This window comes from Streptomyces sp. NPDC004266, assembly GCF_042874095.1.
GTDB lineage: Bacteria > Actinomycetota > Actinomycetes > Streptomycetales > Streptomycetaceae > Streptomyces.
This window is the reverse complement of sequence record NZ_JBIAMM010000006.1, coordinates 395,724-421,642: the sequence shown is the minus strand read 5'-3', so window position 1 is coordinate 421,642 and position 25,919 is coordinate 395,724. Positions and strand designations below refer to the sequence as shown.

At 74.9% G+C, this 25,919-nt stretch carries 24 protein-coding genes; 11 read left to right on the top strand and 13 right to left on the bottom strand.

The features are described 5' to 3' along the window. Window positions 1-54: 54 nt before the first annotated feature. Both ACFYUZ_RS17950 and ACFYUZ_RS17945 read left to right on the top strand, forming a co-directional pair. Window positions 55-2,034: a SpoIIE family protein phosphatase gene (locus ACFYUZ_RS17950; RefSeq protein WP_389310306.1), complete on the top strand. Its 1,980-nt coding sequence runs from the start codon at window positions 55-57 to the stop codon at window positions 2,032-2,034. A gap of 202 nt (window positions 2,035-2,236) precedes the next feature. Further along, window positions 2,237-3,628 (top strand): wax ester/triacylglycerol synthase family O-acyltransferase, encoded by a 1,392-nt coding sequence (locus ACFYUZ_RS17945; protein WP_389310217.1) that lies wholly within the window; start codon window positions 2,237-2,239, stop codon window positions 3,626-3,628. Here the strand turns inward: ACFYUZ_RS17945 and ACFYUZ_RS17940 are convergent. The 3 genes from ACFYUZ_RS17940 to ACFYUZ_RS17930 all read right to left on the bottom strand — a co-directional run bounded on the left by ACFYUZ_RS17940 (window position 3,591) and on the right by ACFYUZ_RS17930 (window position 7,459). After that, the gene (locus tag ACFYUZ_RS17940; protein WP_389310215.1) at window positions 3,591-5,384 is read right to left on the bottom strand and encodes an alpha/beta fold hydrolase; all 1,794 of its coding nucleotides are present in this window, start codon (window positions 5,382-5,384) and stop codon (window positions 3,591-3,593) included. The genes ACFYUZ_RS17945 and ACFYUZ_RS17940 overlap by 38 nt on opposite strands. A 90-nt stretch (window positions 5,385-5,474) precedes the next feature. Next, the gene (locus ACFYUZ_RS17935) at window positions 5,475-6,788 is read right to left on the bottom strand and encodes a sensor histidine kinase (RefSeq protein ID WP_389310213.1); all 1,314 of its coding nucleotides are present in this window, start codon (window positions 6,786-6,788) and stop codon (window positions 5,475-5,477) included. Then, a complete protein-coding gene (locus ACFYUZ_RS17930; RefSeq protein WP_389310211.1) occupies window positions 6,785-7,459 on the bottom strand; it encodes a response regulator transcription factor in 675 nt (224 codons plus the stop codon). The genes ACFYUZ_RS17935 and ACFYUZ_RS17930 overlap by 4 nt, the downstream gene beginning before the upstream one ends. A 308-nt stretch (window positions 7,460-7,767) precedes the next feature. Between ACFYUZ_RS17930 and ACFYUZ_RS17925 the strand changes: the two genes are divergently transcribed. From ACFYUZ_RS17925 to ACFYUZ_RS17910, 4 genes are all read left to right on the top strand, one after another. Beyond that, window positions 7,768-8,523 (top strand): LytR/AlgR family response regulator transcription factor, encoded by a 756-nt coding sequence (locus ACFYUZ_RS17925; protein WP_389310209.1) that lies wholly within the window; start codon window positions 7,768-7,770, stop codon window positions 8,521-8,523. A gap of 70 nt (window positions 8,524-8,593) precedes the next feature. After that, entirely contained in the window at window positions 8,594-8,998 is a 405-nt protein-coding gene (locus tag ACFYUZ_RS17920; RefSeq protein ID WP_389310207.1) for a hypothetical protein, read from the top strand. 10 nt (window positions 8,999-9,008) lie between these two features. Beyond that, complete coding sequence (locus ACFYUZ_RS17915; RefSeq protein WP_389310205.1) at window positions 9,009-10,754, top strand: cation acetate symporter; 1,746 nt, start codon at window positions 9,009-9,011, stop codon at window positions 10,752-10,754. Next, window positions 10,751-11,959, top strand: coding sequence for a histidine kinase (locus ACFYUZ_RS17910; protein WP_389310203.1), 1,209 nt, complete (start codon window positions 10,751-10,753; stop codon window positions 11,957-11,959). The genes ACFYUZ_RS17915 and ACFYUZ_RS17910 overlap by 4 nt, the downstream gene beginning before the upstream one ends. Window positions 11,960-11,969: 10 nt before the next feature. Here ACFYUZ_RS17910 and ACFYUZ_RS17905 read toward each other — a convergent pair whose 3' ends face one another. The 3 genes from ACFYUZ_RS17905 to ACFYUZ_RS17895 form a co-directional block, all read right to left on the bottom strand. After that, on the bottom strand, window positions 11,970-12,476 hold the full coding sequence (locus ACFYUZ_RS17905) for a hypothetical protein (protein WP_389310201.1): 507 nt from the start codon (window positions 12,474-12,476) through the stop codon (window positions 11,970-11,972). Between the two features lie 197 nt (window positions 12,477-12,673). Beyond that, window positions 12,674-13,096 carry a PaaI family thioesterase gene (locus tag ACFYUZ_RS17900; protein ID WP_389310199.1) on the bottom strand — a complete coding sequence of 141 codons (423 nt, stop codon included), beginning with the start codon at window positions 13,094-13,096 and terminating at the stop codon, window positions 12,674-12,676. Window positions 13,097-13,100: 4 nt separating this feature from the next. After that, window positions 13,101-13,664 carry a sigma-70 family RNA polymerase sigma factor gene (locus ACFYUZ_RS17895; protein ID WP_389310197.1) on the bottom strand — a complete coding sequence of 188 codons (564 nt, stop codon included), beginning with the start codon at window positions 13,662-13,664 and terminating at the stop codon, window positions 13,101-13,103. A gap of 262 nt (window positions 13,665-13,926) precedes the next feature. On the opposite strand from ACFYUZ_RS17895, the gene ACFYUZ_RS17890 reads away from it, so the two are divergent. Next, complete coding sequence (locus ACFYUZ_RS17890) at window positions 13,927-15,129, top strand: CapA family protein (RefSeq protein ID WP_389310195.1); 1,203 nt, start codon at window positions 13,927-13,929, stop codon at window positions 15,127-15,129. A 13-nt stretch (window positions 15,130-15,142) separates the two neighbouring features. Here the strand turns inward: ACFYUZ_RS17890 and ACFYUZ_RS17885 are convergent, their stop codons facing one another. Continuing rightward, the gene (locus ACFYUZ_RS17885; RefSeq protein WP_389310304.1) at window positions 15,143-15,547 is read right to left on the bottom strand and encodes a universal stress protein; all 405 of its coding nucleotides are present in this window, start codon (window positions 15,545-15,547) and stop codon (window positions 15,143-15,145) included. A gap of 162 nt (window positions 15,548-15,709) precedes the next feature. Here ACFYUZ_RS17885 and ACFYUZ_RS17880 point away from each other — a divergent pair, with 162 nt between their 5' ends. Beyond that, window positions 15,710-16,570 (top strand): polysaccharide deacetylase family protein, encoded by an 861-nt coding sequence (locus tag ACFYUZ_RS17880; RefSeq protein WP_389310193.1) that lies wholly within the window; start codon window positions 15,710-15,712, stop codon window positions 16,568-16,570. A 76-nt stretch (window positions 16,571-16,646) separates the two neighbouring features. On the opposite strand, the gene ACFYUZ_RS17875 is transcribed toward ACFYUZ_RS17880, so the two are convergent. Beyond that, on the bottom strand, window positions 16,647-17,306 hold the full coding sequence (locus ACFYUZ_RS17875) for a class F sortase (protein ID WP_389310191.1): 660 nt from the start codon (window positions 17,304-17,306) through the stop codon (window positions 16,647-16,649). A 391-nt stretch (window positions 17,307-17,697) separates the two neighbouring features. Between ACFYUZ_RS17875 and ACFYUZ_RS17870 the strand changes: the two genes are divergently transcribed. Beyond that, window positions 17,698-18,225 carry a hypothetical protein gene (locus tag ACFYUZ_RS17870; RefSeq protein ID WP_389310189.1) on the top strand — a complete coding sequence of 176 codons (528 nt, stop codon included), beginning with the start codon at window positions 17,698-17,700 and terminating at the stop codon, window positions 18,223-18,225. 106 nt (window positions 18,226-18,331) lie between these two features. On the opposite strand, the gene ACFYUZ_RS17865 is transcribed toward ACFYUZ_RS17870, so the two are convergent. From ACFYUZ_RS17865 to ACFYUZ_RS17855, 3 genes are all read right to left on the bottom strand, one after another. Further along, window positions 18,332-18,889: a hypothetical protein gene (locus ACFYUZ_RS17865; RefSeq protein ID WP_389310187.1), complete on the bottom strand. Its 558-nt coding sequence runs from the start codon at window positions 18,887-18,889 to the stop codon at window positions 18,332-18,334. A 163-nt stretch (window positions 18,890-19,052) separates the two neighbouring features. Next, the gene (locus ACFYUZ_RS17860; protein WP_389310185.1) at window positions 19,053-19,817 is read right to left on the bottom strand and encodes a hypothetical protein; all 765 of its coding nucleotides are present in this window, start codon (window positions 19,815-19,817) and stop codon (window positions 19,053-19,055) included. 49 nt (window positions 19,818-19,866) lie between these two features. After that, window positions 19,867-20,595: a hypothetical protein gene (locus ACFYUZ_RS17855; protein ID WP_389310183.1), complete on the bottom strand. Its 729-nt coding sequence runs from the start codon at window positions 20,593-20,595 to the stop codon at window positions 19,867-19,869. Window positions 20,596-21,138: 543 nt separating this feature from the next. Between ACFYUZ_RS17855 and ACFYUZ_RS17850 the strand changes: the two genes are divergently transcribed. Together ACFYUZ_RS17850 and ACFYUZ_RS17845 are read left to right on the top strand one after the other, a co-directional pair. Further along, window positions 21,139-21,951 carry an SAM-dependent methyltransferase gene (locus tag ACFYUZ_RS17850; RefSeq protein WP_389310181.1) on the top strand — a complete coding sequence of 271 codons (813 nt, stop codon included), beginning with the start codon at window positions 21,139-21,141 and terminating at the stop codon, window positions 21,949-21,951. Further along, the gene (locus tag ACFYUZ_RS17845) at window positions 21,948-24,113 is read left to right on the top strand and encodes a putative bifunctional diguanylate cyclase/phosphodiesterase (RefSeq protein ID WP_389310179.1); all 2,166 of its coding nucleotides are present in this window, start codon (window positions 21,948-21,950) and stop codon (window positions 24,111-24,113) included. The genes ACFYUZ_RS17850 and ACFYUZ_RS17845 overlap by 4 nt, the downstream gene beginning before the upstream one ends. A gap of 147 nt (window positions 24,114-24,260) precedes the next feature. Here ACFYUZ_RS17845 and ACFYUZ_RS17840 read toward each other — a convergent pair whose 3' ends face one another. After that, window positions 24,261-25,205, bottom strand: coding sequence for a hypothetical protein (locus ACFYUZ_RS17840; RefSeq protein WP_389310178.1), 945 nt, complete (start codon window positions 25,203-25,205; stop codon window positions 24,261-24,263). 189 nt (window positions 25,206-25,394) lie between these two features. Continuing rightward, the gene (locus ACFYUZ_RS17835) at window positions 25,395-25,802 is read right to left on the bottom strand and encodes a hypothetical protein (protein ID WP_389310176.1); all 408 of its coding nucleotides are present in this window, start codon (window positions 25,800-25,802) and stop codon (window positions 25,395-25,397) included. Window positions 25,803-25,919 lie beyond the last annotated feature (117 nt).

Below are 25,919 nucleotides of genomic sequence, written 5' to 3'. Positions count from 1 at the left end.
GACGAGTGGGCGCCCAAGGCCCGGATCCTCGCCGACTACGGCTCCGCCTTCCGCATGGGGGGCTTCGACTGGGACCTGCTCACCGGGACCATGGCCATGGACGACGCCGCCCTCGACGTCTTCGACATGGACCGCGAGGAGTACGACGGCAGGCCCGAGAGCCTGAGCCCCCGGGTGCTGCCGGACGAGGGCCGCCTGCTCGACACCCTCGTGGCCCAGGCGCTCAAGGACGGCAGCGAGGAGTACGGCGCGTACTTCCGCATCCGCCGCCGGGACGGCAGCCACCAGTGGACCCACACCCAGGGCCTCGTCCACCGCGACGACACCGGCCGGCCCGTCCGCATCGTCGGCGTCCTGCGCGACGCCACCCACGAACTCACCGAGTCCGCCGCCCGGCTCGGCCTCGACGAGGGGCGCCGGAGGCGCGCCGGCGTCGTCGAGGGCACCACGGCGGCCCTCGCCTACGCCCGGACCGTGCAGGACGTCGTCGACCTGCTCAACGACTCCCACGCGCTCGAACACTTCGGCGCGGCCAGTCTCGTCATGGGCCTCCTCGAAGGCGGGCGCATCCACCTCGTCGCCGAAGGGCCCACCGGGGCCTTCGTGCCGGGCACCCGCTTCACCCGGGTGGACGAGCCGTACCCGATGAGCGAGGTCATCCGGACCCTGCGCCCCCGGTTCATCGACTCGGCCCGGGACTTCGCCGAGTCCTTCCCGGTGCTCTGGCCGCACATCAGCGGGCTCGGCATCACCGCCGCCGCCTATCTGCCGCTCATCGCCCAGGCCCGGCCCATCGGCGCGCTCGGCCTGCTCTACAGCGACAGGAGCGGTTTCAGCGAGGACGAGCGGACCCTGCTCGTCGCCCTCGGCAGCAGCATCGCCCAGAGCCTCCAGCGGGCCATGCTCTACGAGCAGGAGCACGACCTCGCCGAAGGGCTCCAGCAGGCGATGCTGCCGCGCCGGATCCCCGAGGTGCCCGGCGCCCAGACGGCGGTCCGCTACCGCTCCGCCCGCCTCGGGCGGGACGTCGGCGGTGACTGGTACGACATCATCGCGCTGCCCGGCGGCCGGGTCGGCTGCGTCATCGGCGACGTGCAGGGCCACGACACCCACGCGGCGGCCGTCATGGGCCAGCTGCGGATCGTGCTGCGCGCCTACGCCGCCGAGGGCCATCCCCCGGCCACGGTGATGGCCCGCGCCTCGGTCTTCCTCCACGAGCTCGACACCGAACGCTTCGCCACCTGCACCTACGCGGAGGTCGACCTCGCCACCGGGGTCGTCCAGGTGGTGCGCGCCGGCCACGTCGACCCGCTGATCCGGGAGATCGACGGCGGCTGCCGCAGACTCCCGGTCGACGGCGGGCTGCCGCTCGGGCTCTCCGCGGAGTTCGGCCGGCTCGACTATCCGGTCACCACCCTGGAGCTGGACCCCGGCCGGACGCTGATGCTCTACACCGACGGGCTCGTGGAGAAGCCCGGGGCCGACCTCGACGAGGGCCTGCAGTGGCTCTCCTCGCTCGTCCGGCGCGGCCCCGCCGACCTCCAGCGGCTCGCCGACCACCTCTGCGACGTCGTCGCCGACCGGGGCGGCGAGGACGACGTCGCGATCCTGCTGCTGCGCCGCCACGGCACGTACCACCCGCAGGGCACGGGCCGCTTCCAGCAGCACGTGGCCCAGAACGACCCGGAGGCGCTGAGCTCGGCCCGGCACATGATCCGGGCGGCCGTCCGGGCCTGGGGCGCGGGGGAGCGCGCGGACGAGATCGAACTGGTCGCCGACGAGCTGATGACCAACGCCCTGATGCACACCGACGGCGGGGCGATCGTGACGCTGCGGATCCTGACCGGGCCCCCGCGGCGACTGCGGGTGGAGGTGGAGGACCGCTCCAGCGCGCTGCCCCGCCGCCGCGAGGCGGGGGAGGCGGGGGTGTCCGGCCGGGGACTGCTCCTGGTCGACCGGCTCTCGGACGCGTGGGGCGTGGAGCCGCGGGGCGGTGGCAAGTGCGTGTGGTGCGAATTCACCGTGGAGCGTTGAACTTGTTAACTGAGCGTGAAATGATCGTACTTGACCGTAACTGACGGTGTGCGATTGACTTCGCCCACCCGCCGCATCGCGCGCGCGGACGCGGGACGTCGCCGGCCTCCCTCAGACCTCGACGGCGCGGGACTTCCCGGCGCCTTGCAGGACCTTGCAGGACAACAGGACATCGCAGGACTTCGCAGGACAAGAGGACACCTTGAGCAGCGAGCTACTGGCACCCCTGGACCTGGCCTTCTGGCACCTGGAATCCACCGAGCACCCCCTGCACCTCGGGGCCCTCGCCCACTTCGGCCCCCCGCCCGCCGTCGCCGGGCAGGAGCCCCCCGACGTCCTGGAACTGCTCGCCCGGCGGGCCGCCGCCGTCCCCCGGCTCCGAATGCGCGTCCGCGACGTCCTGTTCCCCGTCGGCGGCGCCGCCTGGAGCGCCGACCCCGACTTCGACGTGCGCCGGCACGTCCGGGAGATCGCCCTCCCCGGCGCCGACTTCACCGCCGAGGCCACCCGGCTCGCCGCCGAACTCATGGAAAGACCCGTCGCCCGCGGCCTGCCGCCCTGGGAGATGTACCTGCTCAGCGGGGCCCCCGACGGCTCCTTCGCCGTCCTCGTCAAACTCCACCACGCCCTCGCCGACGGCATGCGGGCCGTCGCCATCGGCGCCGGGATCTTCGACGAGATCGCGGCGGGCCGGCGCCCGGCCCGCCGCGCCCGCCCCGTCCCCCCGCGCTCCTGGCTCCCCGGCCCGGGCCGCCTCCTCGGCATCGCCCGCGACCGCCTCGGCGACCTCGGCCGGGCCGTCGAGGTCGGCGCCTCCGTCGTCGGCTCCTCGGTCGCCCGCGCCGGCCGCCTCGACGGACAGCCGGCCGCCCCGCTCGCCGCCGACTCCAGCGGCACCCGCCGGATCGCCACCGCCACCCTGCCCCTCGACCGCGTCCACCGGATCCGCCGCACCACCGGCGGCACCGCCAACGACGTCCTCCTCGCCGTCGTCGCCGGAGCCCTGCGCCGCTGGTTCGACGGACGAGGCCTGCCCCTCCCCGCCGCCGCCCCGAGGGCCCTCGTCCCGGTCTCCCGGCGCCGCCCCGGCGCCCCGGCCGGCCCCGGCAACAGCCTCTCCGGATACCTCCTCGACCTGCCGGTCACCGAACCCGACCCGGCCGCCCGGCTCGTCGCCGTCCGTCACGCCATGGACCGCAACAAGGCCGCCGGACCCTTCCGGGGAGCGGGGGCCGTCGCCCTCCTCGCCGACCAACTGCACCCGCTCGCCCACCGCTTCGGAGCCCCCCTCGCCGCCGGCGCCGCCCGGCTCCTCTTCGACCTCCTCGTCACCCAGGTGCCGCTGCCCCGCTCCGCGCTCTCCCTCGGCGGCGCCCCGCTGCGCGCGCTCTTCCCGATGGCCCCGCTCGCCCGCGGCCAGTCCCTCGCCGTCGCCATGTCCCCGTACGGCGGCCAGGTCCACATCGGCCTCGTCGCCGACGGCGCGGCCGTCCCCGACCTCGACGCCCTGGCCGCCGCGCTCACCGCCGAACTCGACCTGCTGGATCCGGCGGACGCTACGGCGCGCACGTCGTGCCAGGCCGGACCTTCGTGAGGGAGACCAGGTACTTCTCGACCTTCTCGTCGACGCAGGCGTTGCGGCCGTACCCCGTGTGGCCGGGCGCCTCGAAGGACAGCAGCATGCCGCCGGGGAACTGGCGCGCCAGGCTCACCGCCTCGCCGTAGGGCGTCGCGGGGTCGCCCGCCGTGCCCACGACGAGGACCGGCGGGACGCCCGGTGCGTGCACCCGGTGCGGCCGCCGGGTACCGGCCGGCCAGTCCTTGCAGACCAGTTCGCTCGTCACACCGGACGTGCCGTAGACGCCCGCGGCCTCGTCGGCGGGGGCCAGCGCGTCCCAGTACGCCTGCGCGTCGCGCGGGTGGGGGACGTCCAGGCAGTTGACCGCGATCAGGGCCGCGTCGCCGTTGTCCTCGGGCACGCCCGAGGCTCCACTGTCCGAGGGTCCGTCCTCCGCCGGTCCGTCCTCCGCCGGTCCGTCCTCCGCCGGTCCGCCGTCCGCCGGTCCGCCGTCCGCCGGTCCGCCGTCCGAGGGTTCGGCGCCCGTGGATCCGCCGTCCGTGGATCCGTGCTCTGCCGATCCGTCCTCCGCCGATCCGTCCTCCGCCGGTTCGCCGGAGGTGGCCGCCCCGGACTCCCCGTCGGCCCCGCCCTCGGCTTCCTCGTCGCCCGCCGCCAGGGCCGCCAGCTTCGTGCCGTCCCCGCCGTCCGCCGCGCGCAGCGCCTCGGACAGGCCCTCCCACTGCGCCTCCGGTGTGTACATGGAGAGGCTGAGCGCGGAGACCAGGCCCGTCGCGTCGAGCCCCTCCTCGGAGCCCTCCACCGGCAGCGGCTCGTGCTGCGTCCGGTCGAGCAGCCGCTCCACCAGCGCGCGTATCTCCCCGGGCGTCCCGCCGGGACAGGCCTCGCCGACCACGTCGGCGCAGGAGTCGGCGTACTCCTCGACCGCGTCCCGGAAGCCGGTCGACTGGCCCAGCACGCGCTGCCGCCAGTCCAGGGACGGGTCGACCGCCCCGTCCAGCACCATCGCCCGTACGCGGCGCGGGAACTGCTCGGCGTACGAGGTGCCCAGGCTCGTCCCGTACGACCAGCCGACGTACGTCAGCCTCCGCTCGCCCAGCGCGGCCCTCAGGACGTCCATGTCCCGGGCCGCGTCGTCCGTCCCGACGTGCGGCAGCAGCGGGCCGCTCGCCTTCCGGCAGGCGGCGGCCGTCGCCCGCGCGTCCGCGAGGGCGTCGGCGCGCTCGGCGTCCGTGCGGGGGTGGAGCGGCACCCCGCCCGCCCCGGAGGCCGGGGACTCCCCGTCCGCCCGGTCCCCGGTGAGGCAGGTCAGGGCGGGCCTGCTCCCGCCGACGCCGCGCGGGTCGAAGGACACGATGTCGAACCGCTCGCGCACGCCCTTGCCGATGTCGTCGGCCACGCCGTCCTTCAGGAGCCGTACGCCGGGCTCGCCCGGGCCGCCGGGGTTCAGGACGAGCGAGCCGAGGCGCTTGCCGGGGACCGCGGTCGCCGCCTTCGCCACCGGCAGGGCGAAGGTCTTGCCGTCGCCGGGACGGTCGTAGTCCCTCGGGACGGTGAGCGTCGCGCACCGGAAGTCGCCGCAGGGCCGCCAGTCGAGCTTCTGGCCGTAGAAGCGCCGCAGGTCGGGGCGGGCGGCCGGGTCGGCGGCGGCCGAGGACCCCGGCCGGCCCCCGTCCCTGCCGGGCCCGGCCGTGCAGGCGGCCAGGGACGTGGTGCCGAGGACGGCGAGGGCGAGGGCGAGGGCCCGGCGGCGGGCGGCGGTGCGGAACACGAGGAACTCCCCAGGACGATCGGTCCGGGGAAGGATCACGCACCGATGCTGAGGTTTTGCTGAAGGGACCCGGACCGCCCCGAGCGCGGGTCAGCCCGAGACCGGCAGGCGCAGGACGAACCGGGCCCCGCCGTGTTCGCCCCGTCCCGCCGTGAGCGTGCCGCCGTGCGCGTGGGCGACCCAGGCGGCGATGGACAGCCCCAGGCCGGTGGACCCGGATCCGCTGCGGAACCGCTCGAACAGGGCCCCCGCGACCTCCGGAGGCAGCCCGGGGCCCGCGTCCTCGACCGTCAGCGTGCCGTCCCGGCCCACCGTGATCAGCACGTCCGCCGGGACGCCCGGGGCGTGGCCGTGCGCGAGCGCGTTGTCCAGCAGGTTGCCGACGGCCCGGCGGACCAGGTCGGGATCGGCGACCACGACGGCGTCCTCGGCCTCGACCCGGACGCGGTGGCCCCCGGCGCGACCCTCGGCGGCCTCCTCGGCGACCGCCTCCACGAGCTGGTCGAGACGCAGCGGCTGGCGCGCGACCGTGGCCGTACCGGACATGAGGCGGGCCCGGGTGAGGAGCCCGTCGACGAGTCGGCCCATCCCCTCCGCCAGGCGCAGCGTGCGCCGGTGCACGTCCGAGCCGTCCGTCTCGCCGCGCAGCGCCGTCTCGGCGAGCGTGCGCAGCGAGGCGGCCGGGGTCCGCAGATCGTGCGCGGCGTCCGCGAGGAACGCCTCCTGCCGGTCGAGCGCGGCGAGCGCGGGACGGACCGCCCGTCCCGACAGGACGTGCCCGACGGCCGCCGAGAGCAGGACGAGCACCGCGCAGCCGCCCGTCACCAGCCACACCAGCCGCCGGTGGTCGTCCCGCTGGGCGGTCGCGTCGGCCACGGTCACGAGCACGCCCTGCGGGCCCTCGCCGTCCGCGGCCTCCGGCGCGTAGAAGGGCTGGGCGAACACGCGCACCGGCCCGCCGTCCGTCGTGCGCCCGTCGAAGGCCCGGACGCCGTCGGCCCGCACCGCCGCACGGCCCGCCTCCAGGACCACGGCCCGGCTCACCGTCAGACACGGCTTCGCCGGCGCGTGCTCGACCGTCAGCGCGCCCCGGCCGCCCCCGTCCACGAGGAGCACCGTCAGCGGCGGGCACGCGGTGTCCACCGAGTCCGCCAGGACGTCCAGGACGAGCCGTCCCTCCTCGTCGGTCTCCAGGAGACCGAGGGCCCAGCTGGTGTCCGCGTCCATCGTGTGGTCGAGCTGCTCCCGCCAGCGGCCGCTGTCGCTGCGCACGGCGAGCACCGCCATCGCGATCAGCCCCATGGCACTGGTCAGCGCGAACAGCAGGCTGATCCGCCGGCGCAGCCGCAGCACCCGGGCCGTCGGCGTCGGTGTCCGTGCCGTGCGGAATCCCGGGAGCCTCATCGCACGCCGTCGGACGGCGCGAGCCGGTAGCCGACCCCGCGCACGGTGTGGACCACCGGCGGGTCCCCGAGCTTGCGGCGGAGCTGGGAGACGAGCACCTCGAGGACGTTCGACCGGGGTTCGGCCATCTCGTCCCAGCAGCTCTCGATCAGCTCGGCGCGGGAGACCGTCTGGTCGGAGCGCGCCGCGAGGACCTCCAGGACCGCGAATTCCCGTCCCGTGAGCGTCAGCAGCACCCCGGCCCGGCGGACGTGCCGACGCGCGGTGTCGATCTCCAGGTCGCCGACGCGGTGCACCGGGGGGCGCACGACCGCGGCCCGGCGGCACAGGCTGCGGACCCGGGCGACCAGTTCGGGCACGGCGAAGGGCTTGACGAGGTAGTCGTCCCCACCGCTCGCGAAGCCCTCCACCCGGTCCGCCACGGTGTCGCGCGCGGTCAGGAACAGCACGGGCACGTCGCGGCCGGCGCGCCGCAGCCCGTCGACGAAGACGGCGGCGTCCCCGGAGGGCAGCATCCGGTCGAAGACCGCGCAGTCGTACGCCGTGACGAACAACGCCTCGTCGGCCCGGGGCAGATCGGCGGCCTCGTCGACGGCGAGGCCGGCGGCGCGCAGAGCGGCGGCCACCCCGAACCGGAGGTCTTCGTCGTCCTCGACGAGCAGTACACGCACGTCGCACACCATAAGCCCGCTCGGAAGCCCGTCCGAAACGCCGCCCGGGAGCCCGTCCGGAAGCCCCTCTGGAACCCCGCCCGGAACCCGGCTCGGAAGCCCGTCCGGAACCCCGCCCGGCCCCCGTGCGCCAGGGCGGACCCGTGCCCGCCCGCCGAGGTCGCCGCGGTCGGCCGGCACGGGAGGTTCCCGGACCTCACCACCGGAGGCCCGGCGGGCGAACCCCGCCTCCCGCCCCGCCTGCCGGCCCGGCGGGGAGATCCTCGCCGGCCGCCGCCCGTCCGGGCTCCTCGAATAAACTCCCGCGCATGCTGCGCGTACTGGCCGTCGACGACGAGGAGCCCGCCCTCGGCGAGCTGCTCTACCTGCTGCGAGCCGACCCCCGGGTGCGGACCGCCGAGGGAGCGGGGGACGCGGCCGCCGCGCTGCGGAGGATCGGGCGCGCCCTGGACTCCGGGCCCGACGGCGACGACGGCATCGACGTCGTCTTCCTCGACATCCACATGCCCGGCCTCACCGGTCTCGACGTCGCCCGGCTGCTCGCCGGCTTCGCCCGGCCGCCGCTCGTCGTCTTCGTCACCGCCCACGAGGGCTTCGCGCTCCAGGCCTTCGACCTCCAGGCGGTCGACTACGTCCTCAAGCCGGTCCGCCGCGAGCGGCTCGCCGAGGCCGTCCGGCGCGTCCACGGACTGGTGCACGCCGCCCCCGCCCCCGCGTCCGCCCCTCCCGCCCCCGAGCAGGTACCCGTGGAGCTCGGCGGTGTCACCCGCTTCGTCGCCGTCGAGGACATCGCGTACGTCGAGGCGCACGGCGACTACGCCCGTCTCCACACCGACCAGGGCAGCCACCTCGTCCGCATCCCCCTCTCCACCCTCGAAGAGCGGTGGGCCGACCGGGGGTTCGTCCGCATCCACCGCAGCCACCTCGTGGCCGTCGGCCGGATCACCGAACTCCGTGTCGACGGCGGCGCCACCTCCGTGCGGCTCGGCGCCACCGACCTCGCCGTCTCCCGCCGGCACGCCCGCCACCTGCGGGATCTCCTGACGCGCCGCGCGGGCGGCTGACCCCTACCGGCCCGGGAGCCCTTCCGCTTACACTCCACGGGCCCGTCCGACCGTGAGGGAGCGGACACCGATGTCCGAGCACCAAGCCGCGCGCCGGCCCCGGCGCGAGACCGTCACCTACGCCTCGGCCCTGGGCGACCGGCCCGTGCCCCCGCCGCGCCCGCGTCCCCGGACCCCGCACCCGCCCGCCCGCTCCGAGATCGACGAGCAGACCACCCTCGGCCACACCTACGTGCGCTCCCTGATGCGCAGCCAGCTCCGCGCCGCCCTCACCGCCCTCGGCGCCCTCGCCCTGCTCGTCGGCTCGCTGCCGCTGCTGCTCGCGCTGCCCGCCCCCGAGGCGCTCGTCTGGACCGCCCTCGGCTTCGGGGTGTACCCGGTCGTCTGGGCCGTCGCCCACTGGTACGTCCGCCGGGCCGAGCGCAACGAACGCGACTTCACCGGTCTGGTGGAGACCGGCTCCGCCGAACGGTGAACCGACCCGCATGAACCAGACCCACGCGGTCGTCGCCGTCACCGCCGTCGTCCTCGCCACCGTCCTCATCGGCGCCCTCGGCCTGCGGATCTCCCGCACCACCTCCGACTTCTACGTCGCCTCGCGAACCGTCCGGCCGGCCCTCAACGCCGCCGCCATCAGCGGCGAGTACCTCTCCGCCGCCTCCTTCCTCGGCATCGCCGGACTCGTCCTCGTCCAGGGCCCCGCCATGCTCTGGTACCCGGTCGGCTACACCGCCGGATACCTCGTCCTGCTCGTCCTCGTCGCCGCCCCGCTGCGCCGCTCCGGGGCGTACACCCTCTCCGACTTCGCCGAGGCCCGCCTCGAGTCCCCGCAGGCCCGGCGGCTCGCCAGCCTCTTCGTCGTCGGCATCGGCTGGCTGTACCTGCTCCCGCAGCTCCAGGGCGCGGGGCTCACGCTGGAGATCCTCACCGGCGCCCCCGACTGGGTCGGCGGACTGCTCGTCGCCCTCGTCGTCACCGGCACGGTCGCCGCGGGCGGCATGCGCAGCATCACCTTCGTCCAGGCCTTCCAGTACTGGCTCAAGCTCACCGCCCTCCTCGTCCCCGCCCTCTTCCTGCTCGCCGCCTGGTACGGGGACGGGGCGCCCCGCGCCCGCTTCGACGCCCCCGCCGTGCTCCGCGACCACACCGTCGTCCAGGTCGCCGACACCGTACGGATCGGGCTCGACGCCCCGCTCACGGTCACCGTCACCGGCAGCGTCGACTCCGTCGCGTACACCGGCCGGACCCTCACCCTCGCCCCCGGCACCCACCACGTCCTCGGCGGCACCTCGCTCGCCTTCGCTCCGGGGGCGCCCCTGCCCGACCGGGCCGCCGGCGGCTCCGACCCCCTCGGCTGGTCCCAGCCGCTCGCCGGGGGCCGCGACGGACACCAGCTGTACGCCACGTACGGACTGATCCTCGCCACCTTCCTCGGCACCATGGGCCTGCCGCACGTCGCCGTCCGCTTCTACACCAGTCCGCACGGCCGCGCCGCCCGCCGCACCACCCTCGTCGTGCTCGGCCTCGTCGGCACCTTCTACCTGCTGCCGGGCCTGTACGGAGCCCTCGGCCGGATCTACGCCCCCGAACTCGCCCTGACCGGCTCCGCCGACGCCGCCGTCCTCGTCCTGCCCGACCGGATCCTCGGCGGACTCCTCGGCGACCTCCTCGGGGCGCTCCTCGCGGCCGGCGCCTTCGCCGCCTTCCTCTCCACCGCCTCCGGACTCACCATGTCGGTCGCCGGGGTCCTCACCCAGGACGTGCTGCCCTCCCGGTCGTCCTCCCGGGGCGTACGGCACTTCCGCCTCGCGACCCTGCTCGCCACCGCCGTCCCGCTCGCCGTCGGCGTGGTCGCCTCCAAGGTGCCGGTCGCCGACGCCGTCGGCCTCGCCTTCGCCGTCTCCGCCTCCTCCTTCTGCCCGCTGCTCGTCCTCGGGATCTGGTGGCGGCGCCTCACCCCGCCCGGCGCCGTGGCAGGGCTCCTGCTCGGCGGCGGCTCCGCCCTCGCGGCCGTGATGGCGACCCGGGCCGGACTCGCTCCCGAGGGCTGGCCGCACACCCTGATGGCCTGGCCGGCCGTCTGGTCGGTCCCCCTGGGCTTCCTGACGATGGTGCTCGTCTCGCTCGCCACTCCCCGCCGCATCCCGCCCGGCACCCCCGCCATCCTCGCCCGGCTCCACCTCCCGGAGGAGATCACCGGGGCCGTACCCGTCCAGGAGGCACGCCGATGAGCGGGATCGCCCTCGCCGCCGCGGCCGCCGCGGGGGCCGTGCTGCTCGCCGCGGGCTTCGTGCTCGGCCGGTTCGCCGCCCGGCGCGGCGGGCGCGCCGCCGACGCCGACCTCGGCACACCCGTCGAACGGGCCACCTTCCACACCCTGCACACCGCCTCGCTCGCCGCGCCCCCGCTGCGCGCCGGACTCACCGAGGAGACCGCCCGCAAGGCGGCCCGCACGCTCCGCTCGCTGCTCGGCACCGAGGCGCTCTGCCTCACCGACCGGGACGCGGTCCTCGCCTGGGACGGACCGGGCGAGGAACACCACCGGGCGCACGTCCCCGAGCAGGCCGCCGCGACCCTGGCGACCGGTCGCAGCCGCTCCGCCCACAGCGGCTGCGACGACCCGGCGTGCCCGCTGCGCTGGGCGGTGATCGCCCCGCTCACCGGGGAGGACGGCGTCCTCGGCGCGCTCGTCGCCTACGGTTCGCGGGAGTCGGCCGTCCTCGTGCGGGCCGCGACCGAGCTGGCCCGCTGGGTCTCCGTCCAGCTGGAGCTGGCCGAACTCGACCGCTCGCGCACCCGGATCGTGGAGGCCGAGATCCGCGCCCTGCGCGCCCAGATCTCCCCGCACTTCATCTTCAACTCCCTCGCGGCCATCGCCTCGTTCGTCCGCACCGACCCCGAGCGGGCCCGGGAACTCCTCCTGGAGTTCGCCGACTTCACCCGCTACTCCTTCCGCCGGCACGGCGAGTTCGCCCAGCTCGCCGACGAACTGCGCTCCATCGAGCAGTACCTGGCCCTGGCGGGGGCCCGCTTCGGGGACCGGCTGAAGGTGACGCTGCAGATCGCCCCCGAGGTGCTGCCGGTGACCCTGCCGTTCCTCTGCCTCCAGCCGCTCGTGGAGAACGCGGTCAAGCACGGCCTCCAGGACCGGGAACGGGGCTGCCGCGTCACGATCGCCGCCCGGGACGCGGGCGCCGAGGCGGTGGTGACGGTCGAGGACGACGGCATCGGCATGGACCCCGAGCTGCTGCGCGCCGTCCTGCGCGGGGAGCACCCGGCGGGCTCCGGCATCGGCCTGTCCAACGTGGACGAGCGGCTGCGCCAGGTGTACGGGGCGGAGCACGGCCTCGTCATCGAGACCGGCGTCGGCGCCGGGATGAAGGTGACGGTGCGGATCCCCAAGTACCGCCCGGGAGTGCACCCTTCCGCGCCGTAGCGGGTGGACGTCAGCGCAGGTGCAGCGACAGGTGGGCGAGCGGGAGGCCCAGCTTCCAGGCCGGGAGCCAGATCTGCTCGGCCTCGTCGACCGGGCTCTCGGGGTCGACGCGGCCGTCGAGGTCGGCGGCGCGGATCCAGGTGTCCCGCAGCCGGGCCCAGGCGGTCCGCGCGAGCGCAAGGTCGGGGCCGTCGCCGTCGGCCGCCTGCCGCGCGGCGAGCCGCTCCTCGACCCAGGGCGGCCAGGGCCGGTCGTACGCGGTGTGCCGCAGCCACTCGTCGACCCGGCGGCCGGCCCACGCGCCGGCCGGTCCGTCCGGTTCCCCGGCGAGGTGGACGGTGAGGGTCAGCGCCTGGAGGCCGGCCCGGTACTCCAGTGAGCCGGGGGCCACGAGCGCGGCGGCCCGCAATACCTCGTCGGCCAGGTACTCGGCGCACAGCCAGGCCATCGGGACGGCGAGGCCGCCGCCGCTCGTGCCGCCGGCGCCGTTCGTGCTCTCGGGCAGCAACGCTCCCACCTTCTCCCGGACATGAGGGCCCCGGACGTCAGGGGTCCCGGGGGAGAGCCTCCTCCGTGAAGGGCGCCCGCGGGTCCCGCTTTGCTCAACTCGCCCGTGTGGTTTCGGATACGTTTCCCGGCCGGATCGGTGCGGGTGGGATTCTTGGTGCCGGGCGGGTCGAGGGTGGCGCGTGGGGCGGGGGAGTCCGGGCCGGCTCAGCCCAGGAGCGCGTAGACGGCGGTCGCGTGGGCCGCGGTCTCCTCCGTGCCCTCGGCCGTCATGGTGATGTCGGCGAAGGCCATCCGCTTGCCCGCCTTGGTGAGCCGGGCCCGCACGAGGACGTCGGCGCCGATCACCGCGCGCTGGAAGCTGATGGACTGCTGGACGGTGGTCATCGGCACGAAGCCGCCCCGGGCCGCGGCGACCGCGATGACCGTCGCGGTGTCGGCGGCGGCCATCAGGGCCTGGCCGGAGAGCCCGCCGCCCTCCCGGGCGAGCCGGTCCGACCAGGGGAGCCGGAGCACGGCCCCGTGGCCGTCGGCCGAGTCGACGGACTCGACGGTGAGCCCCAGATCGAGCACCCAGGGGGCGAAGTTGTCGGCGAGGACCTTTTCGGCGGCGGCGAGTGTCAGCGTCACGGCGTCATTGTGGGGCCCCGGCACGGGCCCGGGCAACGGCCGCGCGGCGCGGCCGGTAGCCGGGCAGGGAGCGGCCGAGCTGCCGCAGGGCGTAGTGCGAGCGGGACTTGACGGTCCCGGCGGGGATGCCGAGCTCGACGGCGGCCTCGTTGACGGTGAGGCCGTGGAAGTAGAGCCGGACCAGCACCGCACGGTGCTCGGGGCTCAGCTCCCGCACCGCCGCGCGCACGTCGAGCGCGGCCTCGGCCGAGGCGGTGGCGTCGGCGGGGTCGGGCGTCACCGCCAGGACGCCGTCGCCGATCTCGGCGGGCCGGGCGAGGCGTGAGCGGCGGGCGTCGATGGCGAGGCGGCGGGCCACGGTGAAGAGCCAGGGGCGCATCGAGGTGTAGGGGCCGTCGAAGGCCTCGGGGTGGAGCCAGGCCCGTACCAGGGTCTCCTGCGCGAGGTCCTCGGCCCGCTGCCGGTCCCCGTGGGTCAGGCCGAGCAGGAAGGTGAGCAGTGCCGGACCGTGGTCCCGCTGCAGCTCCTCCAGGGTCCGCTCGTCGGTCGTCGCCGTCGACGTCGTCATGCTCTGCCCGCCTCTCCCGCGGCTCGTCGTCCGGGGCGTATACGAGCGCATCCGGACGGCGGGGGACAGGGAACGGACATCGCTCTGCGACGAACGGTCGCACCGAGCGGCGAATGGCACGGCGAACGGTCGGACGGAGCCGTTGCGTCCGTTTCGGTGCGGTTCATGACCCCGTGCGGCCTTGACCCTTGACTGCGGCTTTCCCGAAGGGTCAATTCGTCAGAACAGATGTTCATCGCATGAGTCGGGTGGAGCGCCGTACATGACCTCACGCACCAGACCCGCGGGGGTGGCGGCGCTCGCCGCGCTCCTGCTCGCGGCGGCGACCGGCTGCGCCGGGGGCGGCGGCCCCACCCCGGGCGACCCGGCCGGCCGGACCGGCACCGGAAGCCCCGCCACCCCGTCCGCCGCGCCCGGCGGGGCCTCCGCGCCCGTCGGCTTCACCCTCGTCGCCTCCGGAGACGTCCTCCCGCACGACTCGATCATCCGGCGGGCCTCCGAGGACGCGGACGGATCCGGCTACGACTTCGGCCCCATGCTCTCCGGGGCCAAGCCCGTCGTCTCCCGCGCCGACCTGGCCATCTGCCACATGGAGACCGTGTACGGAGTGGAGGGCGGGCCCTACACCGGCTACCCCGCCTTCAAGTCGCCGCCCGAGATCGCCGCCGCGCTCAGGGCCACCGGCTACGACTCCTGCTCCACCGCCTCCAACCACACCCTCGACGACGGGGCGGCGGGCCTCCGCCGCACCCTCGACGCGCTCGACAGGGCCGGCGTCCGGCACGCCGGCTCCGCCCGTACGGCCGAGGAGGCGGCGCGGCCCACCCTGCTCAAGGCCGGCGGCGCCACGGTCGCCCAGCTCGCCTACACCTACGACACCAACGGCTACCCGATGCCCGAGGGGCAGCCCTGGGCCGTGCGGCTGCTCGACGGGGAGAAGGTGATCGCCGACGCCCGCGCCGCCCGCGCGGCCGGCGCCGACGTGGTGGTGGTCAGCGTCCACTGGGGCACCGAGTGGCAGACCGAACCCGACGAGCGGCAGCTCTCCCTCGGCCGGGCGCTGACCGCCTCGCGGAGCGGCGGACGCCCGGACGTGGACCTCGTCATCGGTACACACGCCCATGTGCCCCAGAGTTTCGAGAAGGTCAACGGGACCTGGATCGTCTACGGGATGGGCGACCAGATCTCCGGCGACATGATCAACCACGAGGGTGCCTACGACCCGCGCGGCAACCAGAGCAGCATCGGCCGCTTCACCTTCGCCCCGCCCAGGACCGCCGGCGGGCGCTGGGAGGTCACCAGGGCCGAGTTCATCCCCCAGTGGTTCGACACCGCGCGCGGCCGCGTGGTGAACCTCGGCGCGGCGGAGGGCCTGGACGCGCGCCAGGAGGAGATCCGCGACACCATCCGGCAGGTGGTCCTCGGCCGGGGAGCCGCCCAGGACGGGCTGGTGATGGGGAGGTAGCGCGTACGGCCGGTCAGGGGACGACCGTGACCGGCCAGCGTCCCGCCTTCACCAGGCGGACGGCGACCGAGCCGACGAAGCGGTGGCCCGCCGACTCCGAGGCGCCCACCACCACGGCGTCCGCCGTCATCTCCTCGGCCGCCTGGACCAGGCCCGCGTAGGCGTCGCCCCGGAAGGTGCGGAACTCCCACCGGATCCGCCAGAGGTCCTTGACCCTCTCCGCCGAAGCGCGGATCTCCGCGACGAGGTCCTCGGCGATCTCCTCGGTGGTCCCGGCCACGGGCGCGCCGAGCGCCGTGCCCGCCGGGACCACCGGCTGTACGTACACGAGGGCGAGCAGGGCGTTCTGGCGCCGGGCGAGTCCGGCCGCGTACGCCGCGGCGCGCAGGGAGGAGGCGGAGCCGTCGACCCCCGCCATGATCACTTTCGGGCCGTCGGTGCCGCGTTCGAACCGGTCGGGCTGCTGTGCGCTCACCCTTGGAGGTTATCGGCTCATCGGGTGTTTTCGAGCGGGTGGCCGGTGTCGTTGAGCCGCCCGGACCCTCGTCCGTACGAACCATTGGTCATGAAAAAGGATCAGATGCCCAGTGGGCGCCGGGCGGTGCTGCGGCTCGCCGCCGCCCTCGGGGCCACCGTCACCGTCGGAGCCCTCGCGGCGGACCGGTTCGCCACGCCCGCCCCGACCGCCGACGCCGCCTCCACGCCCCGGGGCGCTTCCGGCGCGGGGCTCGCGGGCCCGGCCGCGGGACCCCGGACGCACTCCGCCCGGCTGAGCCCCACCGCGTACCGGCTCCAGCCCATGACCTCCTACGCGCCCCCGGCCTTCCGGCGCGCGTCGCCGCCGGTGCGGCAGCGGCCCTTCCTCAGCATGTCCGGGGTCGGCCGCTCGATGGTGCTGACCTTCGACGACGGCCCCGACCCCCGCTACACCCCCGGCATCCTGGAGACCCTGCGCCACTACGACTGCCGGGCGATGTTCTTCGTCTGCGGCGAGATGGCCGTGGACAACCAGGACCTGCTGCGGGAGATGGCCGAGGACGGCCACGTCGTCGGCAACCACTCCTGGTCCCACCCGCTCATCCCGAAACTGCGGCCCTCCCGGATCCGCGCCGAGCTGGGCTCCACCAGCGAGGTCATCGAGAAGGCCCTGGGCGCGGCCCCGCTCTGGTACCGGGCGCCCTACGGCGCCTGGAACCGGCTCTCCTTCGAGATCGGCGCCGAGCTCGGCATGGAGCCGCTCGCCTGGACCGTCGACACCCTGGACTGGACGGAACCGGGCACCGGCACCATCGTCCGCCGCGTCCTCGACGGCGCCGCGCCCGGCGTCGTCGTCCTCTCCCACGACGCCGGCGGCAACCGCTCCCAGAGCGTGGCCGCGCTCCGCCGCTACCTGCCCGAACTCCTCGACGCCGGCTACCGCATCACCGTCCCCCGGCGCTGACCGCCCCGGGACGGGGAAGGGCCCCGGCGCCCTCGGGTGCCGGGGCCCTCCGCCCTGCGCGGGACCCGCGTCCCGGTCAGCGCGAGCCCACCATGCGCGCGAAGACCACGACGTTCCCGTCGTAGCCGCGCGCCCGCGTGTAGCCCCCGCCGCAGGTGATCACCCGCAGCTCCGGTTCGCCGGTGTCGGCGTAGACCTGCACGCCGGGGAAGTTGTCCTTGGCGTACACCTCGACGCCGTAGATCTCGAAGACCGCCACCCGTCCGTCGTACCGCTCGACCTCGATGTGCTGGCCCTTCCGGAGGGAGCCCAGGCCGTAGAAGACCGCCGGGCCCTTCGTGTTGTCGACGTGGCCCACGAGGACGGAGGTGCCGCGCATGCCGGGGGCGATGCCGTTCTGGTACCAGCCGGCGAGGTTGGGGTCCTCCGGGGGAGGGGCCGCCACCCAGCCCTGCTCGTCCAGGCCCACGTCCATGATGGGAGCCGCCACCTGGATCGCCGGGATCTTGACCCGGGACGCCGGGGCGTAGGGCAGCGGCTCCAGACCGGCGCTCGCGGCGGGCGGCGGGACGACCGGACGCGCCACCGGCCGGGCCGCCGCGGCGGGTTGCGGCGGCCCGAGGGGGACGTCCACCCCGTTGCGCATCATCGCGAGTCCGGACAGCATGGCGAGGGCCAGGACGCCCCAGGGTTGGCGTCTCCTGCGCTCGAAGACGCGGAAGTCCTTCGGGGGCATGGTTCTCCCTTCTCGGCGTCGTCAGAACGGTAAGGGCGGTCGCGCGGGCCGTCGCGCCGGACGGTGCGAACGGGTGGGGCCCGCCGCCGGACGGGTGCCCCGGCCCCGGCGAGGGGCGCGAGGCGGGGCGCGGCGGCGGAAGGGGCGTGGGGAGCAGGTGGGTGACAGCCCGGCTGACCCATCCGAGTAATCGTCAGATAAGCCTCCCGGGCACGGTTGACCTGCGGTTCCCTCGGCCCGGCAGGTCCCGTGCCCGGCGTGTCGCCTCACCGGGGTGGCCCAGTGCCGACATGCACGGCTTGCGGCGGTTTGTGATGGTTCGTCATGGAAGGCGTACTCGTCGAAACTCCCGGAGCACCGCTTTGGGGCGTCTTCCACTGGAGGTTCAACCATGCGTGCTGCACGCACTCTGGCGGTGGCCGCCACCGCGCTCGCGGCGGTCGGGTTCGCGGCCCCCCTCGCCACCGCCACCAACGGGCCCAGCAGCGTCACCGTCAGCCCTTTCCAGGCCGAGCGGGGCGGAGACAACTCCAACGGCGTCACGGTGTCCCCCTTCGCGGTCCACCAGGGCGGGATCCTCACGATCACCGTCCGGGGCTGCGCCGGTGGCACGGTCACGTCCAACGCCTTCGCGACGGTCACGCTCGGCCCCGCCGTCAACGGCGTGTCCACCGCCACGGCCCGCATCTTCGACAACGCCACGCCCGGCCAGTACAACCTGGCCGTCCAGTGCGGCGGCCGTACGCTCACCCAGCCGTTCCGGGTCATCGCCGGCCAGGGCGCAGCCGGCGGTCTCGGCGGCTCTCTGGCCCCCAGCTCCACCGAGATGGCCGTCGGCGGCAGCCTCGTCGCCGCGGCCGCGCTCGGCGGAGGGCTCTTCATCGCCCGCCGCCGACGCCTGACCGGCGCGGGAGTCTGACCGGCCGAACCTCCCGGTCGGCCCGCCGTGCCCGCTGCCCCCGGGTCCCTGCCGGGACCCGGGGGCGATCGGCAGGACGCCCCCCCACGCGGCCGCGAAGGCCCGGTCAGTGACGGCGGCCGGCGCCGGAGCGACGGCGACGGACCACGTAGGCGGTGCCGCAGGCCGCGACCAGCACCAGGGCGCCGCCGGCCGCCAGTTCGGCGGTGCTGGGGGCCATCGAGCCGCCGAGACCGCCCCGTACCCCGCGCGGGGGCGTGAGGATCGTGGCGCTGATGGTCGGGGTGGCGGTGGGGGCGCCGCTGATCGTCAGGGCGACGGTGTCCTGCACGCCGCCCGTGCAGTTGAACAGCACCGTGTACACGGCGCCGCGCTTGGCGTCGGCGTCGACGGTGGCGGTCACCGTCGCCCCCGGTGCGATGGTCGCGGTGTTGAAGATGCCGGCCGTGGCCGTCGCCGTACTGGCGCAACCGGGGGCGCTCAGCGTCAGCCGCCCGCCCGGGGCGACGATCGAGGGCGACACGACGAAATCGCCCGGTGCCTTGGCCCTGGCCACCCGTGGGCCGGTGGCGGGCGCCCCGTCCGCCGCGAGGGCGGCGGGGGCGGCCAGGGCGAGGGCGGCCGCTCCCAACAGGGCAGTGGTTGCGGCACGTATCGCGCGCATGGTGAATCCTCCGGGTCCCGAGGGGCAGCCGCGGGAGGGGGTTCCCGCGAAGGACGGTGCACCTCGATGCCCGACACGCTAGGAGCGCACTACCACAGCCGCGATCCCAGAGGTGCGAATGGGGCACCGATGTCCCCCGTGTGGCCCATCCGCGGGGGCCGGCTCAGCGGCTGATCTGCGGGAACAGATCGATGAACGGCGCGGCGGTGGCCGAGATGCCCCGGCCGAACGGCGCGTCGAAGTCCCAGATGAGGAACAGCAGGAAGGCGATCAGCACGCTGAAGAGCCCGGCGAGCAGCAGCTCCCGGCCGGTCCTGCGGATCTGCAGCGTGAAGATCAGGCCGACCGTCACCAGGGCCCCGATGATCAGGCCGAACCAGACCACCCCCGGCATCGTCGCCCCCGCGTTCTGCCCGCGCGCGCCCCGGGCGTCGTCGGCGAGGGTCACCTGGTCCACCAGCGGCTGGTACGCCTGCCCCTCGAAGTCGTTGGCCGGCTGGTAGTCGGTGACGCTGCGCCGCACCCGCTCCAGGAGCGCGGTGCCCTCGTCGCTGAGTTCGCCCTTCTCGGCCATGTGCTTCCACTCGTCGTGGACCACGTACGAGACGTACGCGTCGACGTCGGCGCGGATCCGGGACCGGACCTCCGGCGGGTACACCTCGGCGCGCGCCGAGATCTCGTGCATCGCCTGGGCCTCCTGACGCACGGTCTCCTGGGCGGCCCCCCGGGCCTCCCAGACGCCGGCGATGGCCAGGCCGAGGACGATCGCGTAGATCACGCCGATCATCATCGTCATGTACTCGATGACGTCCGGGGTCTCGCTGGGGTCGTCGTCCTCGGGGATCCGGCGGTTGTTGATGACGACGATGGTGAGCACGACGGCGCAGGCTGCGGCCATCGCGAGAGAGAGAACAAGCCATTCGGACATGGTTCCTCCGGCGGGATTCAGAGGGTCGACGGGTGAGGGGGACGGCGGGTCACTTGGACCGGGGGCGGAGGATCGCCGTCGCGAGGACGGCCGGGGCGGTGATCATCAGCGTCGCGGTGACGACGGAGGTGCCCCCCTTCTGCTTGGTGTGCGTCGCCGGGCGGTAGTGCGGAAGCGCCACGGGGGAGGGGGACGGCGGCCGGGGCCGCACGGCGGGCGGCGGGGCCGGGGCCGGCGGGGGCGCGGCCGCGGGCTCCGGCGGCCTGGTGGCCGGAGGCGCGGGGGACGGCGGCTCCGGGCGGGGCGCGGGCCTGGTGGCCGGCGGCTTCGGCACCGGCCGGGGCGGAGCCGGCTTCGGCGCGGGCGGCGGGGGCGGCTCGGGTTTCGGCGTCGGCTTCGGGGTCGGGGAGGGCCGCGGGGGCTCGGGCGTCGGCGTCGGGGAGGGCGGAGGCGTCGGCTCGGGCGTGGGCGACGGGCACGGCGGGGGCGGCTCGGGATCGCAGGGCGTCGGGTGGTGGTGGTGCCCGTGCCCCTTCCCCTTGCCGTTGCCGTGGTGCTCGTGGCCCTTGCCCTTCCCGTGGCCCTTTCCGCCGCCGTTCCCCCGGTCGTCGACGTCGTGGTGGCCGCCACCGGCGACCGCCACCGCGATCTGCGAACCGCCCGAGTCGGTCGAGGCGTAGGCGCAGGCGTCGGCGGAGGCGGGTACCGGTGTGGTGAGCAGCCACACGAGACCGAGGGCCGCCAGCGGCCGCGCGAGGAGTGATCCGTACAGAGACACGCCGTCGAGCTTGATCACACGAGAGGCGCGCCGGGGCGGAATCGCGCGGGATTCGCCAGATGGAGGGGATCTCCGGATGTGAGGGCTTGACGTTTCGCCGGGTGTCGGGGACGGATCCGGCGCAATGCCCGGTATTGGCGGTCGTGATGATTGCGGGCGGGTGGCCGACACGGATCGTTCAGGCCTTCCGACGGAGAACTGTCCGGTTGTCGCCCTGTCGGCCGGCCCGGTCAACAGGGCATCCTGCACCGGCGACCGGGCCCCGAGAACGGCAACAGCCGAGGTACGGAAGGGGCCTGGGGCCCCGCCGGGCGCGGTCGGCGGCCTCCCGGGAACCGACGCACGATCATATGCACGTGAATGTGCACAGCCTGAAGGCGTGAAGTCTGCGTTCCAGGAGCACGTGCCAATGGCGTGTGACCAAGAACGGACCGCGAATTTCCGTTTCTACTCGCTCTCCCGGCGGGCGATCAGTAGCCTCACCTCGAACACCGGCCGCGAACACATGGCCGTATCCCCCATGGCGACTTGTTGGAGACATCGATGGAGCGTCCCGCCTGGGCCCCGCCCGGTATCGACATCTCGGTACCGAGCGTGTCCCGTATGTACGACTTCTATCTGGGCGGCTCGCACAATTTCGAAGTGGACCGGGAAGCGGCGCGCAAGGCCATGGAGTTCATGCCTGGCCTGCCCAAGGTCATGCAGGCGAACCGCGCCTTCATGCGGCGCGCCGTCCGCCACGCCGTTGACAACGACGTCACCCAGTTCCTCGACATCGGCTCCGGCATACCCACCTTCGGCAACGTGCACGAGGTCGCCCGCGCCGCCGACCCCGCCGCCCGGGTCGTCTACGTCGACCACGACCCCGTCGCCGTGGCCCACAGCCGCGCCGTCCTGGGGGACGACGACAGGGCGGCCGTCGTCGCCGCCGACCTGCGCAAGCCCGCCGACATCCTCCACAGCCCCGAGGTGACCCGACTCCTCGACCTGGACCGGCCCGTGGCCCTGCTCCTCGTCGCCGTCCTGCACTTCCTGGAGGCCGAGGACCAGCCCTACGAGGCGGTCGCCGAACTGGTCGACGCCCTCGCCCCCGGCAGCCTCCTCCTCCTCACCCACGCCTCGTACGAGGGCATCCCGCTCCCCGAGGAGGAGGTCGGCGGCACCGTCGGGGTCTACCGCGACATCCGCAACCCCCTGGTGATGCGGTCGAGCGACGAGATCACCCGCTTCTTCGAAGGCACCGAACTGGTCGAGCCCGGACTCGTCCCCATGCCGCTCTGGCGGCCGGACAGCCCGGCCGAGGAGGAGGATCCGTACGCCTTCTCCGGGTTCGCAGGGGTGGGGCGCAAGGCGTGAAGGTCCCGTCGCAGCCGTCCGGCGCCGTCGCCGAAGCCGACGGCCCGGAGGACAGACTCAGGCGGTTCGTCACCATCTGGAGCCGGGCGATCTTCCCCGTGACCGCCACCTCGCTGACCCGCGCCGAGTTCGAGGGGCACCTGCTGCCGCTGGCCCGCACCCTGTGCGACGCCCTGCACGCCCGGCCCTTCGACACGGCACCGGCCCAGCGCACCGGCGCGGCCCTCGTCGCCGCCCACTGCACCGACCCGGACGCGCTCGGCCGCAGCCTCGGCGTCGTCGACTCGTACCTGGTGCTCTACTGCGGTACGGAGTCGGACCTCCCCGCCGAGGAACTCCGCGCCCGCTGCGCCCGGCTCCAGCACGCCATGGCCGCCGGCTACGCGGGCGCCCTGCGCGAGCGGACCCTCACCGAGCAGGAGGCCATCGCCCGCTCCGCGCTCGTCGCCCGCAGCGCCGCCGAGATCGCCCTGCACGCCACCGAGAGCCGCTTCCGCGCGGTCTTCGACGGGGCGGCGATCGGCATCGGCATCGCCGACCTCGACGGCAACGTCCTGGAGGTCAACGAGACCCTCACCCGCATGTTCGGCGGGATGGAGGGGCCCTTGCGCAGCCGGAACGTCAGCGAGTGGGTCCACCCGGAGGACGGGCCGCACGTCTGGAAGCTGTACGAGGAGCTGGTCCGCGGCGAGCGCGAGCACTACCGCGTCGAGAAGCCCTACTACCGGGGTGACGGAACGGTTCTCTGGACCAACCTCACCGTCTCGCTCCTCCGGGACGCCGACGGCAACCCCCAGTACCAGCTGGCCCTCATGGAGGACACCACCGAACGGCGCCTGCTCCATCTGCGCCTGCGGTACGAGGCCACCCACGACGCGCTCACCGGACTGCCCAACCGGACCCTGTTCTTCGAGCGCCTGGAGAAGGCGCTCGCCCCCGGCGAGAACGCCCGCTTCGGCCTCTGCTACCTCGACCTCGACGGCTTCAAGGTCATCAACGACAGCCTCGGCCACTCCATCGGCGACCGGCTGCTCGTCGAGGTCGCCGACCGGCTGCAGAGCTGCGTCACCGGCGCGGGCGAGATGGTCGCCCGGCTCGGCGGCGACGAGTTCGTCGCCCTCACCACCGGCGCCGACGGCCGACGGGACGTCACCGAACTCGCCGACCGCATCCTCGCCGCCCTCGCCACCCCCCTCAGCATCGACGGCCGCGAACTCACCGTCCGCGGCAGCCTCGGCGTCGTCGAGGGCCCGGCGGGGGAGCGGACCCCGGCCGAGGTGCTCCGCAGCGCCGACATCACCATGTACCGGGCCAAGTCGGCGGGCGGCAACCGCTTCGAGGTCGCCGACCCGGAGGCCGACGCCCGCGCCATCACCCGGCACGGGCTCACCACCGCCCTGCCGACCGCCCTGGAACGCGGCGAGTTCTTCATCGAGTACCAGCCGCTCGTCCACCTCGACGACGGCAGCGTGCACGGCGCGGAGGCCCTCGTCCGGTGGTGCCACCCGCAGCACGGGGTGCTCGGCCCCGACCAGTTCATCCCGCTCGCCGAGGACACCGGCCTCATCGTGCCGCTCGGCCGCTGGGTCCTCCAGGAGGCCGTGCGCCAGGCCCGCTTCTGGAAGACCCGGCACTCCGACGGCGGCCCGCTGCGCATCAACGTCAACCTCTCCCCGACCCAGCTCCACCACCCGCGCCTGGTCGCCGACACCGTCGACGTCCTGGAGCGCTCCGGCCTCGAACCGGGCGCGCTCTGCCTGGAGGTCACCGAGTCCGCCCTCATCGGCGCCGACGAGGACCTGCTGAAGCCGCTGCGGCAGCTCGCCGAGATGGGCGTGGACATCGCGCTCGACGACTTCGGCACCGGCTACTCGAACCTCGCCAATCTGCGGCGGCTGCCGGTGAGCGTCCTGAAGCTCGACCGCTCCTTCACCCGGGGGATGCAGCAGCACCCGGTGGACCCGGTCGACCTCAAGATCGTCGAGGGGATCGTCTCGCTCGCCCACAGCCTGGAACTCGCCGTCACCGTCGAGGGCGTGGAGACGGGGGCCCAGGCGCGGCAGCTCAGGGACCTCGGCTGCGACACGGCCCAGGGCTGGTACTACGCCCGCCCCGGCGCCCCGGACCGCATCCACTCCCTGCTGCTCGCGGACGCCGTCTAGGGCCTGTCTTTCGGATCAGGCCGGATCAGGGAGCGGGGCCCGGTGCGTGCGCCCGCAAGGCGGAGGCCGTCCGCGCTCCGCGGGCCGAGGCGGAGGCCGGCCGGGACGAGGCCGTGGGGTGCGTGAGGGCCGCGCGGGACGGTTCCGTCAGAGCCGGGGAGAGCTGAAGCGGATCCCGTAACGGCTCTCCAGCCGCGCGACGTCCCGGGGGAGGGTGCGGCGCAGGACGGCCAGCCGGTCCGCGTGCCGCAGGAGGAAGCCCTGGCGGTGCCGCGCGCGCAGGCGCTCCCGTACGGTTTCGACGGGACCCATGCAGCGGGCGTACAGCGCGCCGAGCCGCCTGTCCTCCCGCGCGCGCTCCGCCTCGCGGCCGGCACCGTCCAGGGCGTGCAGCCTGGCGTCCACCCGGGAGAAGAACGCGTCCTCGCCCGCGACGCCCCGGACCCCGGGGGCCAGGCATCCGCCGGCTTCCCCGTACGCCCGGCGCACCTCGGGGTCGTCGTCCAGCCGGGCCAGCGCGCGCCACCACTCGGCCCGCAAATCCGCGAAACCCCTGCCCACCTCGCTGGCGTCCGCACCCGCACCGCCCGGCGCGCACGGCGCCGGGCCGGAGGCGGCGACCGGGGGAGCGGAGGGTCCCGGGCCGGCCGGGGCGGGGACCTCGGGACTGGTGAAACCGTGCGCCGCGACGTAGGCGAGGTCGGGTACGGCGAACCGCCGCACGAACATCGGCGGGGGTCCGTCGGCCGCTCCGGCGGACCCTTTCCCCGGAGCGCACCGGCGCGTGCCGACGTACCGCGCCAGGTCCAGGAACCCGTCGAGCCCCTGCGTCTGGCGGGTCTCCGCGCCCGTGGCCGGGAAGAGCATCGGGACGATGTCGTCCGGTACGCCGTACCGGACGCGGGCCGGCCGTTCCTCCGTCGACGGCGGTGGCTGGGCGGTGCGGACCGACTCGGCGGCCCGTCCGGGTCCGTCCGTACCGCCGGCTCCGGACGGGCCGCAGGACGTGGCCACGGCCGTCAGGACGCCCGCCAGGGCGAGCAGTGCCGTCGAGCGGAGTGACGTCCGGCCGGTATCGCGCTGGTCCGACACGCGGTTCTCCTTCGTAGGACTCCGGGGATGCGGTGAGGATGACGGGCGGGCGGTGGTGCGTCCGGCGGTTCTCCCGGGGCGGGCGGCGCGGGACGGCGGCCGGGCATGACACCCGGCCGCCGTCCCTCAGGGCGCCGCGGCCACGGCGGCCCGTCCCTCAGTGCGCCGCGGCCACGGCGCGCCCGTGCCTCAGTGCGCGACGGTCACGCTGTCCCCGCCGTCGATCTCGCTGCCGACGCCCATCGTCGTGCCGCCCGCGACGTCCGACAGCAGGACGATCCACGGGCTGTGGCTGCCGTCGCTCGCCCAGATGTAGCCCCGGCTGCCGCCCTTCCAGCCGCTCGACGTCTTGTAGAAGCCCCGGTAGCTGTCCCCGTAGGTGGACGTCGAGTCGTTCGAGTACGTGAGGTTCAGGTCGTTGCAGCTGCTGGACGACGACTTGCTCACCGTCGTCCCGGCCTTCTGGTAGCCGGTGGTCAGCGACTTGGTGGCACACGCCTGGGTCCCCTCGGGCGCGGCCGTCGCGGGCGACACCAGGAACAGGCCGCCGAGCGCGGTGGCCAGGGTGGCGCCGACGATCACACGACGTACGTTCATGACGCTTCCTCCTTCCGGCGGGCCGGGTCTCCCCCTCGGTCAACCTGCTGGTGCGGCCCGCGCGGACACATGCCTCGCACGCCCCGTGGGGCAGGCGAGTCACCTCCGGATCGTTCC

Coding starts and splice junctions, on each gene's coding strand:
- ACFYUZ_RS17950 (WP_389310306.1), top strand. CDS start 55: ATGGGGGGCTTCGACTGGGACCTGCTCACCGGGACCATGGCCATGGAC.
- ACFYUZ_RS17935 (WP_389310213.1), bottom strand. CDS start 6,788: ATGAGGCTCCCGGGATTCCGCACGGCACGGACACCGACGCCGACGGCC.
- ACFYUZ_RS17925 (WP_389310209.1), top strand. CDS start 7,768: ATGCTGCGCGTACTGGCCGTCGACGACGAGGAGCCCGCCCTCGGCGAG.
- ACFYUZ_RS17920 (WP_389310207.1), top strand. CDS start 8,594: ATGTCCGAGCACCAAGCCGCGCGCCGGCCCCGGCGCGAGACCGTCACC.
- ACFYUZ_RS17915 (WP_389310205.1), top strand. CDS start 9,009: ATGAACCAGACCCACGCGGTCGTCGCCGTCACCGCCGTCGTCCTCGCC.
- ACFYUZ_RS17910 (WP_389310203.1), top strand. CDS start 10,751: ATGAGCGGGATCGCCCTCGCCGCCGCGGCCGCCGCGGGGGCCGTGCTG.
- ACFYUZ_RS17895 (WP_389310197.1), bottom strand. CDS start 13,664: ATGACGACGTCGACGGCGACGACCGACGAGCGGACCCTGGAGGAGCTG.
- ACFYUZ_RS17890 (WP_389310195.1), top strand. CDS start 13,927: ATGACCTCACGCACCAGACCCGCGGGGGTGGCGGCGCTCGCCGCGCTC.
- ACFYUZ_RS17885 (WP_389310304.1), bottom strand. CDS start 15,547: ATGGCGGGGGTCGACGGCTCCGCCTCCTCCCTGCGCGCCGCGGCGTAC.
- ACFYUZ_RS17880 (WP_389310193.1), top strand. CDS start 15,710: ATGCCCAGTGGGCGCCGGGCGGTGCTGCGGCTCGCCGCCGCCCTCGGG.
- ACFYUZ_RS17875 (WP_389310191.1), bottom strand. CDS start 17,306: ATGCCCCCGAAGGACTTCCGCGTCTTCGAGCGCAGGAGACGCCAACCC.
- ACFYUZ_RS17870 (WP_389310189.1), top strand. CDS start 17,698: ATGCGTGCTGCACGCACTCTGGCGGTGGCCGCCACCGCGCTCGCGGCG.
- ACFYUZ_RS17865 (WP_389310187.1), bottom strand. CDS start 18,889: ATGCGCGCGATACGTGCCGCAACCACTGCCCTGTTGGGAGCGGCCGCC.
- ACFYUZ_RS17860 (WP_389310185.1), bottom strand. CDS start 19,817: ATGTCCGAATGGCTTGTTCTCTCTCTCGCGATGGCCGCAGCCTGCGCC.
- ACFYUZ_RS17850 (WP_389310181.1), top strand. CDS start 21,139: ATGGAGCGTCCCGCCTGGGCCCCGCCCGGTATCGACATCTCGGTACCG.
- ACFYUZ_RS17835 (WP_389310176.1), bottom strand. CDS start 25,802: ATGAACGTACGTCGTGTGATCGTCGGCGCCACCCTGGCCACCGCGCTC.